The organism is Pseudomonas sp. FH4, from assembly GCF_000510915.2.
In the GTDB taxonomy this organism is placed as follows: domain Bacteria; phylum Pseudomonadota; class Gammaproteobacteria; order Pseudomonadales; family Pseudomonadaceae; genus Aquipseudomonas; species Aquipseudomonas brenneri.
In genome coordinates, this window is record NZ_AOHN01000021.1 from 201,563 (window position 1) to 215,047 (window position 13,485).

The following is a 13,485-nucleotide window of genomic DNA, read 5'->3' on the forward strand; positions in this document are numbered from 1 at the left end:
GATCTTAATCGAACTATGGTAATCAATGCTAGCCCTGTTATCATTCGTTTCATGCGAGCCTTTAAACACCCCTCCTCTGAAGAATTGACCCTCGAACGCCTGCTCTATGCGTTGAGCGACCCTGTGCGCCTGGACATCGTGCGCTGCCTGGCCGGCGTTGAAGAAGCCAGCTGCGGCGAGCTCGATGGCGGGCGCCCCAAGTCCAGCATGTCCCATCACTTTAGGGTGTTGCGCGATGCCGGGCTGGTGCATACGCGCAGCGTCGGCACGACCCATATGAACTCGTTGCGGGCCGATGTGTTGGCGGTGCGGTTTCCTGGATTGCTGGAGTGCATTCTGTCCCAGCAGTGAAGCACTTGGGCTAACGCCAGTCAGTTAAGCCTTTTTGTAGGAGCGAGGGGGACGCCTAGTTCTTGCTCGCGAAGAACTTGAGAGCGCCGCGTTTACCTAGCAAACACGCGTTATCGTTGACGTCCTTCGCGAGCAAGAACTAGGCGTCCCCCTCGCTCCTACAGAAAGCAGAATCCGCTTAACTGACTGGCATTAGGCACTTGGGCGCCCTTTCGGGCGCCATCGCCTGTGAGGTCAGTAGAAATACGCCAGGCGAAACTGCAGCGAATTATCGATCTTCACCCCTTCGCGCACTGATGTGTCATGCATCAGTTGCCCCAGCACCTGTACCTGCTTGCCCAACATCGTGGCCACGGTAAAGCCGACCGTGCCATTGCTGCGGCTGGTGGCCAGGGTTTCATGGTCCAGCGTCTCGCGGGCGCCCCAATTGTGGCGATAGGAGATGGCCGCGTAAGTCTCTGGGGTGAAGTTGTAGCGCAGGTGGTTGTGCAGTTGCAGCAGCGGGTCTTTCTTGGCATCGGTGGCGCGCTGTTCGCCGTAGAACTCGGTTTCGGCGATCACATCCCAGGTGATTTTGTCGGTCAGCCCCTTGATATACCCCACCTGGAAGTCCAGGGCCCAGCGATTGTTGCTCAGGGCAAAGCTCTGGTTCTTGTCCGCGCCCGTGGGCGCGGTGACAAATACTGACCAGCCCAGGTGCTCGTTGTTGGCCAGGTCCGCAAGGGTCCACACGGTGCCGCCAAAGGTGATGTCGCCCAACCCCGAGTTCTTGCTGTCGCTGACGCCGGTCTTCTGGTAACCGAAAGGAATGACTATCTGCGGGTCCCAGGTCAGGCCGGTGTTGAAGAACTCGGTGAAGTGGATCAGGCGCAACACGCCTACGCTCATGTCCAGGTCCAGGTTGTCGGCGACTTTCTTGCCGCCAGAGTAAACCTTGTCGCCCCGCGGGTTCTGCTGGTACAGCACCACCACATCAGTGCCCTGGGGCAAGGCGGTGTAGTCGCCGGGGTCGGGCTTGACGTCGGCATGGGCCAATGCTGCCAGGCTGGCGAAAAGTGTGCCGAGGGTCAGCGTACTAAGTGTTTTCATGGCGAGTCCGTCTTATTGTTATTGGAATTGGAGGCAAAGCTTCGCCATGACGACTCCACAGGAAGTCGCCAGGCGCAGATTTCAACGAGGGGTCAGTGGAGCGTCTTGAGATCGGCCTGCAAGTCCTGGGTCCGCTTGACCAGGTATTGGCGGATCAACTCCATGTCTTCGCGTTGCAGAATGTCGGAGAAGTTGGGCATGCCCCGGTTGATCAGCGCCCCGCTGACAAAAGCCGGGAATGCCGCGTGCTTGTTGTCATCCAGGTAACGCAGGTCCGGCACCACCCCGCCGCTGATGGCATTCAGGCCATGGCAACCGGCGCACAGGCCGTTGAACAGGTCACGCGCCTGGGCCAGTTGCCCGGGTGTCGCGGTGAGTACCTGGCGGGTGGCCGGCAGCACGGGCGCGGCCTTGGGCGGTGGCAACTCGCCTGTAGCACCGAGTTTGAAGGCAATGACCCGCGACTCGGCCCGCACCTTGCCCTTGTTGGTCAGCGGGCCGGTCAACAGCGGCAGGATCCCGCCCCAGCCCACCGAGAACGCCACGTACTGCTCACCATTGACCGTGTACGTGACCGGTCCCGCCATCACCCCGGAATTGGCCCGGTGCTCCCACAGCGGCTTGCCAGTATCGGCACGGTAGGCCACCACCCGACCGTCGGCGGTGCCCTGGAACACCAGGTTGCCCGCCGTAACCAGCGTGCCGCCGTTGCCGGCACTGATGTAGGGCTGTTTCCAGGCGGCCTGCTGCTTGACCGGATCCCAGGCGATCAACTCACCGCTCCAGGCGTCACGGATCTGGCTGAGCACTTTCGGGTCTTCCGGCAGGTCCGGCACATCCAGGCCAAAGTTGACCACCGATTTGTTCGGCAGAAATTGCGGGGCCTTGGCCGCCTTCAACTCCGCCAGGGTGTACTGCGCCGGAATGTACACGTAGCCGGTCTTCGGGCTGTAGGACATGGGGTGCCAGTTGTGCCCGCCGAGGAAACTGGGCTGCACCACCTTCGGTTCCTTGGAATAGTCCGCCGCGCCGGTGAGGATCGGGCGCCCGGTCTGCAGGTCGATGCCACTGGCCCAATTCACCGGCACGAAATTCTTCGCTGACAGCAGTTTGCCGTTGCTGCGATCGAGGACATAGAAAAAGCCGTTTTTCGGTGCCTGCATGATCACCTTGCGCACGCTGCCTGCAATGTTGATATCGGCGAGGATCATGTGCTGGGTCGCGGTGAAGTCCCACTGGTCCTGCGGCGTGACCTGGTAGTGCCAGACGTACTCGCCGGTGTCCGGGCGCAAGGCCAGGATCGACGACACATACAAGTTGTCGCCCTTGCCATTGCTACGGAACTGGTAGTTCCACGGCGAACCATTGCCAGTGCCCACGTAGAGCAGGTCCAGTTGCGGATCGTAGGCCATGGAGTCCCACACTGTGCCGCCGCCGCCCCACTTGACCCAGCCGTCGCCATCCCAGGTTTTCATGGCCTTGCTCATCGCCGCGTTTTCCGCGGGCAGCTTGGGATCACCCGGCACGGTGTAGAAGCGCCACACTTGCTTGCCGCTATCGGCGTCATAGGCCGTGACGTAACCGCGCACGCCGAATTCGGCACCGCCATTGCCAATCAGCACCTTGCCCTTGACGATGCGTGGCGCGCCGGTGATCGAGTAGCTCTTGCTGCGATCAATGAGGGTGTCGACGCTCCACACCGGCTGGCCAGTGCCCGCATCCAGGGCAATCAAGCGCCCATCGAAACTGCCCACGTAGACTTTGCCCTGCCACACCGCCACGCCCCGGTTGACCGGGCCACAGCAACCCTGGCTGAGGTTTTCGGCGGGCACTTTCGGGTCGTATTTCCACAGCAGCTCGCCGGTGGCGGCATTCATCGCATAGACGATGCTGAAGGCACCCGTGGTGTACATCACCCCATCGACCACCAGCGGCGTGGCTTCGGTGCCGCTGTCGATATCCAGCTTGGTGGTCCAGGCCATCCCCAACTGGCCGACGTTGCCGGCATTCACCCCGTCGAGCGGGCTGTAGCGCTGCTCATCGTAGGTGCGACCGTGGCTCATCCAGTTTCCCGGCTCCTGGTCGGCGGCAATGATGCGCGGCCCATCGACCTGGGCAGGGCCTGCGAATGCAAGCGAGGCCATCAGCAAAGGGCTGCCTATCAGCAGGCTGCGTATTCTCATTGTTATTGTTCTCCAACATTGATCGGCTCGGTATCAACCCAGCCCAGGCCAGGCTATTAGAGAGCCTGTCACGCCATGACACTTGACTGAGGCTGCCAACGCGCTTGGCATTCCCTGCCAAACCGTGGCTTACGCAGGGTGCTGGCGAAAATCCCGAGGTGCATGCTGGAAATGGCGCTTGAAGGCCCGGCTGAAGTGCGCGGCGTCGACAAATCCCCACTTGAAGGCGATCTGGGTGATCGACTCATGGCGCAGCTCACGGGCGCGCAGATCCTGGGCCACCCGCTCCAGGCGGCGTTGCTGGATATAGCGCGCGATACTTTCATGGCGCTGCTCGAACAAGCGATACAACTGACGCACCGAGACATTCAGGTGCCGCGCCAGGTATTCAGGGCCCAGCTCACTCTCTTGCAGGGAAGCTTCCACCAGGCGGGTGGCCAACCCATAAATATCGTCATGCCCTACACAGGCAAATCCGGGCTGGCCTTCGGCACCCTCGTCCAGGCCGGCAATCGCCAGCCCAATCAGCGCCTGCTCCAGCGCCGGGCCATCGTTCTTGCCGCCATGACCTTCACTCAACTCGGCGTCGCCCAGCGAGCGGACCAAGGCGCGGATCATATGGGTCGAGACACTGTTGCGCGCCAGCTTGCCAAACAGGCGTTGCTGGGCGAACTGCCGGCTGACGGCTTCGCGTGACAGATGCACCGAGATATTTTGCACCAGGCCTTGCGGCTCGATCTCAAAGGGCCGGGCTGAATCCACCAGGGCAATATCATCCGGCCCCAGTTCGATCACTCGGTCTTTTTGTCGGATAAGCTGATGACCGCTGCTTTGCAGGATCAGAAAACAGTGACGATCATCATCCCCATCGCCACGGGTGTGCTGCCGACTGATCAAGCCCGCGTTGGTGCGGATATGCGCCAACTCCAGGCCACACACATCCTGGCCATGGACACTGCCGATAAACAGGCTGTGGCGCTCAGAAAGCGCGGTACTGAAATTGCCGCACACCGCACGCAAGTCACGGTTCCAGTCGGCAAACTCGGTGCGGGTGTGCAACAAGGCAGGCATAGCCCCTCCCACAGATAATTTATAGTTATATCGTTAACATATTATCTATGTAGGCACACCTGCAAGCCCTAATCCATGCGTCGCGTAATCAGTTCGCTGATCGCCTGGGCATTCATCGGCATGCTGAGGTAGAAGCCTTGCGCTTCATCGCACTGCACGATTTTCAAGGCCTTGAGCTGGTCAAGGGTCTCCACGCCTTCTGCAGTCACCGTCAGCGATAGCGCCCGGCCCAGGCCGACGATGGCCTGGATGATCGACTGGTCGCCGCCGCTGGCGGTCAGGCCACCGACAAAACTGCGGTCGATCTTCAGCCCATCAAACGGAAATGAGCGCAGGTAGCTCAGTGATGAATAGCCGGTGCCAAAATCATCCATCAGCAAGCGTACACCCAGGGCCTTGAGGCCCAGCATGATGCTCAAGGCAATTTTCTCATCGTTGAGCATCACGCTTTCGGTCAGTTCCAGTTCCAGCCGCGCCGGGTTCAAACCCGTCTCGGCCAGCACCGATTTGACCCGCGCCACCAAGTGCCCGCGCTGGAACTCGGTAGAAGACAGGTTGACCGAAATCATCACGTCCTCAGGCCAGCCCGCTGCGGCCTGACACGCCGCGTGCAAGACCCAATTGCTCAGTGGCAGGATCAGCCCGGTTTCCTCGGCAATCGGGATAAACACGTCCGGCCCCAGCAGCCCACGCAACGGGTGCTCCCAACGCACCAAGGCCTCGGCACCGGCCAGGCGCTTGCCTTCGATGCGGTAGCGCGGCTGGAAATCCAGGCGCAGCTCGTCATTCTTGATCGCATGGCGCAAGTCGCTTTCGAGCTGGCGTCGCTCGATGATGCGGGCATTCATGTCGCCGGCATAAAAACGCCAGGTATTGCGGCCACCGTCCTTGGCCTCATACAACGCAATGTCGGCGTAGCGTAGAAGCTCTTCGGCCAGGGTCGCATCCGCCGGCGCCATGGCAATCCCGATGCTGGCGCTGATAAACACTTCATGCTCGCAGATGTAGAACGGCTGCTCGATGCAGTCGATCAGGCGTCGGCACAGGCTCTCCACTTCCAGCGGCGAGCTCATGTCCGCCACCACCAGCACAAACTCATCGCCGCCGATGCGCGCCACCAGGTCGTCACCCCGCAGGCAATCCTGCAGCCGACGGGAGACCTGGTTGAGCACCTCGTCACCCGCCGCATGCCCCAGCAGGTCGTTCACCGGTTTGAAGCGGTCCAGGTCGATGCTGAGCATCACCAGCGGTTTTTCCAGGGTCGGCGAGGCCTTGAGCTTGCCCTCCAGAAACTCCTGCATGCGTGTGCGGTTGGCCAGCCCGGTCAAGGCATCGTGTTGCGACAAGTATTCAATGCGCCGCCGGGCGGCGACCTCTTCGGTAATGTCGCTGGCAGTGCCCCGATACCCCTGCCCCGGGATCTCGCGTACCGACAACCGGCAGATACGCACCTCGCCCTCGCCAGACAGGTAGTTGCACTGCACGATGGCATTGGCGCGCCGTGCGTGCTCCTTGAACCAGATCGACAGCGAACCCTGATCGGAGGTCAGCAGCTCATCGAGCGCAAGCCCCAGGCACTCGCGGCGCACAAGCCCGGTGATCGCCTCGAAGCGGTCCGACAGGTAGGTAAACCGCAGGTGGCTATCCACCTCCCAGATCCAGTCGGATGCCGCTTCCGCTACATCACGAAAGCGCTCCTCGCTGACCGCCAGGGCCGCGCGGCTGGCTTGCAGGGTGGCGTAGTTGCTGTCCATGATCCGTGCTGCAGCGGTAGTCCGGCGCAGGATGAACCAGGCCATCAGGCCGAAAATCAGGCCGGCGACCGTGACCAGGGGCACGATGATGACCAACAGCTGATGCCCCGGGTCCTCCGAGGACCACTGCACGACGCCGGCATTATCCTTGAGCTGCAAGGTTGGAGTGCTGGCCGAGCCCGCATCCGACGAGGCGACTTGCAAACCCTGCACACCAAAATCCCGGCCCAGAGCTTCGAGCCTTGCCGGTTCCAATTTGGCCACGAAGATCAGTACCGATTGGGGACCGTCATCGGCCGTTACGTCCGGATCGGTTCCGGGCGTGAGTGCCGCTGCCGCCAGTACAGCGGGTGTGCCGCCTGCGTTGATAAGCCGGCTGACAGACTGGCTGTTGACTGCAGCCGCGCGGGCCTGGGCCAGCAGCGTATCAATCGGCGCGTGCAGCCAATCCTGCACGGCAACCGTCTGCAACTGGCCGTCAATCACCGAGTACACCGTACGGCCCGCAGGGTCGACAATAAAGACGCCCTGGAAGCCCAAGTCCGTGAATAACGTAGCGCCAAGGTTCTGCCGGACAAACGCCCATTCCACGTCAATCGCCTGGTGCAGGTGCTGATAGGCATCCCCCCAGAATGCGTAGTCCTTAACCGTAGAACCGGCGATTTTTTCAACCGATAGCAAGGCGTTTTCGATATCGAGCCGGCTATGTTCCCCGGCATCGTGGTTCAGGTGATGGGCAATGGAGGTCAGCAACAACCCCACCAGCAGAAACATCGCCAATAACAGCGTCGAGCACGCGACTAAAGAGCCGCGTGCCATCGAAAGATTGGAGGTTCCTTGCCGTGTGGCCTTGGGGTCAACGTTGAGCTTTTCCATAGCGCTCCAGGCGTCATGACGCCCCAGGAACCCGCATCGAAAATCACATTGCGCACCGCAAAGTGCGCGACTGCCTGCCCATAGACGATAGACACTTTTTCAGGATTCCTCGGGTTTCCTGAAAAAAATCAACGGCTGGCCGATGTTATCAGCCCCCTCAATACACCACATACCGCACGGCATAACCGCCAAGGCGCTGATGCAACTGCTCACGCTGCGCAGCCGTCAGGCCAGGCACGTGAATATCCACCCGCTGCCCATGGCGCTCGTCACTCAGCGCCTGGACCTGGCTGCTGGCAGCAATCTGCCCCACTTCGTGTTCGAACACTCGACGCACCGCATCCAGGCGCAAGGCCGGCTTGAAGGTCTTGCCCACGGCGGTCAACGGGATCTGCTCCACCAGCCAGATATCCTTGGGCACCGCCGCACGCTCGTGAATGTGCTGCATGGCGTGTTCCATCAGTTGGGCTGCGCTGGCCTGCTCACCGGCCTTGAGCTGGATGTACACCACCGGTAGCTCTCCGGCCTTGATATCGGGTTTGCCCACCGCCGCCGCCAGCGCCACGGCGGGATGGCGATGTAATGCCTCTTCGATCATCTGCGGGTCAATGTTGTGACCGCCACGGATAATCAGGTCCTTGCTGCGACCGGTCAGCCAGATGTAACCATCGGTATCGATCCGCCCCAGGTCACCGGTATTGAACCAGTCGCCATCGAGCCAGATGCCTGCGTTCTTGTCCGCCTGCAAATACCCCTTGAACACCGTCGGACCGCGCAGGCACAGGGTGCCAGGTTCATCCGTGGCGGCATCACACGAGTAGTTGCCATCGCTGTCGAGCACCGCGATCTTGACCTCGCAATACGGCAGGCGCAGGCCGATGGAGCCGGGCCGGCGCTCGCCCTCGTAAGGGTTGCAGGCGGTGGCGCAGGTGCCTTCGGTCAGGCCATAACCTTCAATGATGCGCAGCCCGGTGCGGGCTTCGAACTGGCGGATCAGCTCCACCGGCATCGGCGCCGCACCGCAGAGCGCAAAACGCAGGGTGGAGACGTCAATACCGGCGTTGGGAACCTGCAGCAGTGCCGCATAGATGGTGGGTACACCGCTGAAACTGCTGACGCGGTAGCGCTCTACCAGTCTCCAGAAGTCCTTGATCAACGTCGGGTTGCGGTAACCCTGTGGCCCGGGAAGCAAGACCTGGGCCCCCCGGTGAAAGGCCGCAAGCCCGGTGACCATCACCCCGTTGACGTGGAACAGCGGCAAACCACACAACAGCACATCGTCCGGCACATATCGCCCGTGCAGGCCAATGATCTCAGCCATTGCCACTTCGTTGAAATGGGTGTGGGGCGCCAGCTTCGGCGTGCCGGTGGTGCCGCCGGTGTGGAAGTAGGATGCGATGTCATGCGGCTGGATGACGCGCCCGCTCTCCAGATAATCGGCCGGGGCAGCGGCGAGCAGTTCATCGAAATCCAGTACGCCTGCGGGCATCGGTGATCGTTGAGCCTTCACGGCACTGCGTTGCGGTTCTGCCAGCAGGTTGGCCAGATCAACCGTCACCACCGTGGGCATCTGCGGCAACAGGTCGGCCAATGCGGTCACCTTCTGCCACAGGTCCGTGCCGGGGAACGGTGCCAACGTGACCAGCACCGAGGTGTCGGAAGCGCGGATCAGCTCGGCAATGTGCTCAGGCTCCAGCAACGGGTTGATGGCATTGACGATCCCCGCAGCCTCACCGCCCCAAATCACAAAGTGGGTATGCGGCAAGTTGGGCAACAGGAAGGATACCGACTGCCCTGGTCGCAATCCCAGGCGGTGCAAGGCATTCGCGGTTTGCGTGACCTTGGCGAACAGTTCGGCATAACTGATGCGCCAGGGCTGGTCGTCGATGCTGCCCGTGGGCAGGAAACACAGGGCGGGCAGGTCACCGAAGCGCTCGGCCGAACGCTGTAGCAACTCATAGGTACTGGCGGGAAGATTACGCTCCGCCAGCGGGTACTGCTGTTCAAGAGCTTGGATATCACTCAGCCGAGCGAGGGAAACAGGTGCAGTCATGGTCTTGGGGTCCTTGCTTGGACAACGGTTCGCAGGCGCGATTTTCAGTTTTTCACTATAGGCGCCAGCGGATGGGTCGTGGGAAACGCCTGTTCATAGGCGCGACACACCCGCAGTACCTGGTCATCGGCAAATCTGGCGCCAACCACCTGCAAGCCAATCGGCAAGCCTTCGCTGGAAAAACCACACGGCAAGGACGCGGCAGGTTGCTGGGTCAGGTTGAAGGGATAGCTCAACGGTGACCATTTCATCCAGTCCTCCAGCCCCGAGCCAGGTGGCACATCGTGCCCTGCCTCGAATGCGGTAATGGGCATCATTGGGCAAACCAGCAGGTCATAGCGGCTGTGGAACTGATTCATCCGCGCCACCAGCGCAGCCCGTGCCTCCTGGGCCGCGGTGAAATGTGCCAGGGTGGTGTGCTGGCACTGCTCGGTAAACCGCCGCAGGCCCGGATCCAGCAAATCCTTCTGCTCACTGCTCAGTTGCCTTGCCAAATCCACGGCCCCAGCGTAGACCACGGTTTTGAACAACTCCAACGGGTCACTGAAGCCAGGGTCCACGGCCTCCACCTGCGCACCCAACTGCGCCAGGCGCTCAACCGCCTGGGCCACCGCGCGGGCCACTTGAGGGTCAACTTGCACATAGCCAAAATCCGCGCTGTAGGCAATGCGCAGCCCACGCAGGTCGGTGTCCTGCGGCAACCAGGGCGTATGCCGTGGCGCCCCCAGCAATCCATCCCGGGGATCAGGCCGCGCGACGGTTTGCAGAAACAACACGGCATCGTCCACCGTGCGCGTCATGGGCCCCAGGTGTGAAACCAGGGTAGTAGCGCTGGCCGGCCACTGGGGAATGTAGCCAAAGGTGGGCTTGAAGCCGAAGGTCCCGGTGAAACTGCTGGGGATGCGAATCGAACCGCCGGCATCGCTGCCCTGGTGCAACACCCCCAGGTTGAGCGAGGCCGCCACTGCCGCGCCGCCAGACGACCCGCCAGAGGTCATGCGCGTGTCCCAGGGGTTGCGGGTGATGCCGTAGAGCGGGCTGTCCGTCACACCTTTCCAGCCGAACTCAGGGCTGGTGGTCTTGCCCAGGATAACGGCGCCCGCGTCGCGCAAAAACGTGGTGATCGGCGCGTCGACCTCCCACGGCCCCTCTGCGGGAATCACCCGCGAGGCTTTACGGGTCGGCATCCCGCGGGTCGCTGTCAGTTCCTTGATCGAGGTTGGCAAGCCGTCCAGCGCACCACAAGGCTGGCCCTTGAACCAGCGCTGCTCAGCCGCACGGGCTGTGTCCAGCGCACCTTGCGGGTCGGTATAGCAATAAGCGTTGACCTGCGGGTTGAAGCGCTCGATACGGGCCAATGCATCCTCGGTGACTTCCACCGGCGACAGCCTTCTGGCGCGGAAATGTTCGAGCAGTTCGACGGCACTCATCTGCGCAATAGTCATGACAAAGTCCTGGTAATGGCGATATTCCCTGTAGGAGCGAGCTTGCTCGCGAAAAACCCGAGAACGCCGCGCTTAACCGGCAAGCCCGCGTTATCGTTGACGACCTTCGCGAGCAAGCTCGCTCCTACAGGGGGCGTGATCTCAGCGCAGGTAGTCTTCCACCAGCGCCACCCAGCAGGCCGCGCCCAGTGGGATCAGTTCATCATTGAAGTCGTAGTGATCGTTATGCACTGAGCAACCGTTGAACTCACCCATGCCATTGCCCAAGCCGAAATAGCACCCCGGCACCTCATGCAGCATCCAGGCAAAATCTTCGCTGCCCATGGCCTTTAGCGACACTTGCTCCAGGACATTGGCGGTGCCCAGCGCCCGCTTGGCCGCCTCCAGCATGTGCTGGGTCTCGGCCGGGGTATTGACCAGCACAGGCGCCAGCAGTTGATAGTCGATATGGGCCGTGACGCCAAATGACGCGGCCTGCCCCAGGACGATCCCACGGATTCTTTGCTCGACGAACTCACGCACCTGCGGGTCGAGGGTACGCACGCTCAACTCCAGCATGGCCGTTTCCGGGATGATGTTGACGGCAGTCCCGGCATGCACCTTGCCAATGCTGATGACCGCCGAATCGTTGACCCCGATATTGCGCGACACCACGGTTTGCAGCGCGCTGATGATGCTCGCCAATGCCGGGATCGGATCAATGCTGCGCTCCGGCATCGCCCCATGCCCGCCACGCCCCGTGAGCGTGATGCACACCCGCTCGGACGAGGCCATGACCCCGCCACTCTTGATGATCGCGTGGCCCACCGGGAACCCCGGCATATTGTGAAAGGCGTACACCGCATCGCACGGAAAGCGCCGGAACAGACCATCGTCCATCATCGCCTTGGCGCCGGTCAGGCCCTCTTCATCCGGCTGGAAAATCACGTTCACCGTACCGTCGAACTCAGCATGCAACGCCAGTTGTTCAGCTGCCGCGAGCAAGGTTGCCGTATGCCCGTCGTGACCACAGGCATGCATCAATCCTTCACGACGGCTGGCCCAGGGCAAACCGTTTTTCTCAACGATGGGCAGCGCATCCATATCGGCCCGCAGCCCCAGGGTTTTTGAGCCGCTGCCACGCCGCAGCACCCCGACCACACCACAACCGCCGACGCCGGTGTGTACTTCGTAGCCCCAGCCTTCGAGCAAGCCAATGACCAAAGCTGCCGTTTCCCGGGTGTTCTGCCCAAGCTCAGGTTCGGCGTGGATATTGCGGCGGATCGTGACAAAACGCTCGGTACTGTCTTGCAGGCGCGTGTGTAGAGGGCTGTAGTTCACGGTAGATTCCTTATTCTTGGGTTCAGGTCAGAAAATTCAGGGACGCCCAGGGTGCTCAGGGTAGAAACGCAGTGCAGCGCCACTTAAAACGATGGCCCCACACAAGTACCAGGCCGGTACCAGCGGGCTGCCGGTCAGGGCAATCAGCCACGTCACGATCAACGGTGAAAAACCGCCGAACAGCGTCACGCCAAAGCTGTAGATGATCGACAGCCCCGTCACCCGGTCATCACGGGAAAAGGCTTCCATCAACAATGCCAGCCCCGCTCCACCGTTGATGGCCATGGGCAGAATCAGCAACGAGACCGCCACCAGGCACAGCAGCGTGCTTTGCTGGTCGAGCATCACAAACGCGGGATAGGTCAGCACCGCTTGCAAGCCGCACAACCAATACAACAGGGGTTTGCGCCGGGGCATGCGATCGGCGAAACGCGAGGCAAAAGGCGGCACCACGGCCAGCAACACACAGGCAAAGGCCACCAGGCCAAAGGCAAAGCTGCTGGGGTAATGCAGCGTGCGGGTCAGGTAGGTGGGCATGTAGAACACCACCATGTACGAACTCACGGTGGAGCTGGCCATCAGCAGGATGCCCAACCCCAGGGTGCGTGCGTGATTGCGCACGAAGTCGCGAAATGGCGTGGGTTTGTCGATGTTTTCGTGGGTTTCATCCAGGTGCTGGCGGATGTACCAGCCCACCGGGCCGATCAGCAATCCGATGATGAACGGCACACGCCAGCCCCAGCTGTGCAACGCCTCCTGCGACAGCATCGTGGTCAGCACCAGCCCCGACAGCGCGCCCAACAGCGCGGCGGCGCCTTGGCTTGCGCCCTGCCAGCAGACCATGAAGCAACGGTTATCGGTACGCCCGGACTCCATCAAGAACGCTGAGGCCGCACCCACCTCGCCGCCAGCCGAAAAGCCCTGGAGCAGACGGCCAAAGACCAGCAGCACGGTGGCAAAGATGCCGATGCTCGAATAGGTCGGAGTGAAGGCGATAATGCCGGTGCCCACGGTCATCAAGGCGATGGTCAGGGTCAACGCCTGCTTGCGCCCATAACGGTCGGCGAACCGGCCAATCAACACCGCGCCCAGGGGCCGGATCAAAAAGCCCAGGGCGAAGGTCACCAGCGACATCATCAACGACGCCAGCGCTGAGTCAGCCGGGAAAAACAGCTGGCCGATAATCACCGCAAAAAAGCTGTAGACCGTGAAGTCGTACATTTCCAGGCCGTTGCCCAGGGACGAGGCCACTACCACGCGGCGCGTCCTGGCGCGCGACGGCACCGCCGGCACAGGGGCTACATAGTCAAACGAGGATGAAGGAGCCGAGGTCGTCTTCATGG

At 61.6% G+C, this 13,485-nt stretch carries 9 protein-coding genes and 1 pseudogene; 1 reads left to right on the forward strand and 9 read right to left on the reverse strand.

The genetic code is table 11. The features are described from left to right. The first annotated feature begins 15 nt into the window (after positions 1–15). The gene (locus H097_RS17550) at positions 16–351 is read left to right on the forward strand and encodes a helix-turn-helix domain-containing protein (RefSeq protein WP_029291131.1); all 336 of its coding nucleotides are present in this window, start codon (positions 16–18) and stop codon (positions 349–351) included. Positions 352–585: 234 nt separating this feature from the next. On the opposite strand, the gene H097_RS17555 is transcribed toward H097_RS17550, so the two are convergent. The 9 genes and pseudogenes from H097_RS17555 to H097_RS17590 form a co-directional block, all read right to left on the reverse strand. Beyond that, positions 586–1,440: a transporter gene (locus H097_RS17555; RefSeq protein WP_032861352.1), complete on the reverse strand. Its 855-nt coding sequence runs from the start codon at positions 1,438–1,440 to the stop codon at positions 586–588. A 92-nt stretch (positions 1,441–1,532) separates the two neighbouring features. Beyond that, positions 1,533–3,623, reverse strand: a complete 2,091-nt coding sequence (locus H097_RS17560) for a PQQ-dependent dehydrogenase, methanol/ethanol family (protein WP_032861354.1) — start codon at positions 3,621–3,623, stop codon at positions 1,533–1,535. A 129-nt stretch (positions 3,624–3,752) separates the two neighbouring features. After that, positions 3,753–4,694 carry a transcriptional regulator FeaR gene (gene feaR, locus H097_RS17565; RefSeq protein WP_032861355.1) on the reverse strand — a complete coding sequence of 314 codons (942 nt, stop codon included), beginning with the start codon at positions 4,692–4,694 and terminating at the stop codon, positions 3,753–3,755. Between the two features lie 68 nt (positions 4,695–4,762). Continuing rightward, complete coding sequence (locus H097_RS17570) at positions 4,763–7,324, reverse strand: EAL domain-containing protein (RefSeq protein WP_032861356.1); 2,562 nt, start codon at positions 7,322–7,324, stop codon at positions 4,763–4,765. Between the two features lie 157 nt (positions 7,325–7,481). Next, a complete protein-coding gene (locus H097_RS17575; protein WP_032861358.1) occupies positions 7,482–9,377 on the reverse strand; it encodes an acyl-CoA synthetase in 1,896 nt (631 codons plus the stop codon). 44 nt (positions 9,378–9,421) lie between these two features. Continuing rightward, the gene (locus H097_RS17580) at positions 9,422–10,822 is read right to left on the reverse strand and encodes an amidase (protein ID WP_032861360.1); all 1,401 of its coding nucleotides are present in this window, start codon (positions 10,820–10,822) and stop codon (positions 9,422–9,424) included. A 29-nt stretch (positions 10,823–10,851) separates the two neighbouring features. Next, a pseudogene (locus tag H097_RS29120) lies at positions 10,852–10,962 on the reverse strand (outer membrane lipoprotein carrier protein LolA); the annotation flags it as partial. Position 10,963: 1 nt separating this feature from the next. Beyond that, positions 10,964–12,142, reverse strand: a complete 1,179-nt coding sequence (locus tag H097_RS17585) for an amidohydrolase (protein ID WP_050593392.1) — start codon at positions 12,140–12,142, stop codon at positions 10,964–10,966. A gap of 36 nt (positions 12,143–12,178) precedes the next feature. After that, on the reverse strand, positions 12,179–13,483 hold the full coding sequence (locus H097_RS17590; protein ID WP_032861362.1) for an MFS transporter: 1,305 nt from the start codon (positions 13,481–13,483) through the stop codon (positions 12,179–12,181). Between the last annotated feature and the right edge of the window lie 2 nt (positions 13,484–13,485).

Bases quoted from the DNA above. Each gene is read 5' to 3' on its own strand.
- H097_RS17555 (WP_032861352.1), bottom strand. From the start codon at position 1,440: ATGAAAACACTTAGTACGCTGACCCTCGGCACACTTTTCGCCAGCCTG.
- H097_RS17570 (WP_032861356.1), bottom strand. From the start codon at position 7,324: ATGGAAAAGCTCAACGTTGACCCCAAGGCCACACGGCAAGGAACCTCC.
- H097_RS17575 (WP_032861358.1), bottom strand. From the start codon at position 9,377: ATGACTGCACCTGTTTCCCTCGCTCGGCTGAGTGATATCCAAGCTCTT.
- H097_RS17560 (WP_032861354.1), bottom strand. From the start codon at position 3,623: ATGAGAATACGCAGCCTGCTGATAGGCAGCCCTTTGCTGATGGCCTCG.
- feaR (WP_032861355.1), bottom strand. From the start codon at position 4,694: ATGCCTGCCTTGTTGCACACCCGCACCGAGTTTGCCGACTGGAACCGT.
- H097_RS17550 (WP_029291131.1), top strand. From the start codon at position 16: ATGGTAATCAATGCTAGCCCTGTTATCATTCGTTTCATGCGAGCCTTT.
- H097_RS17580 (WP_032861360.1), bottom strand. From the start codon at position 10,822: ATGACTATTGCGCAGATGAGTGCCGTCGAACTGCTCGAACATTTCCGC.
- H097_RS17590 (WP_032861362.1), bottom strand. From the start codon at position 13,483: ATGAAGACGACCTCGGCTCCTTCATCCTCGTTTGACTATGTAGCCCCT.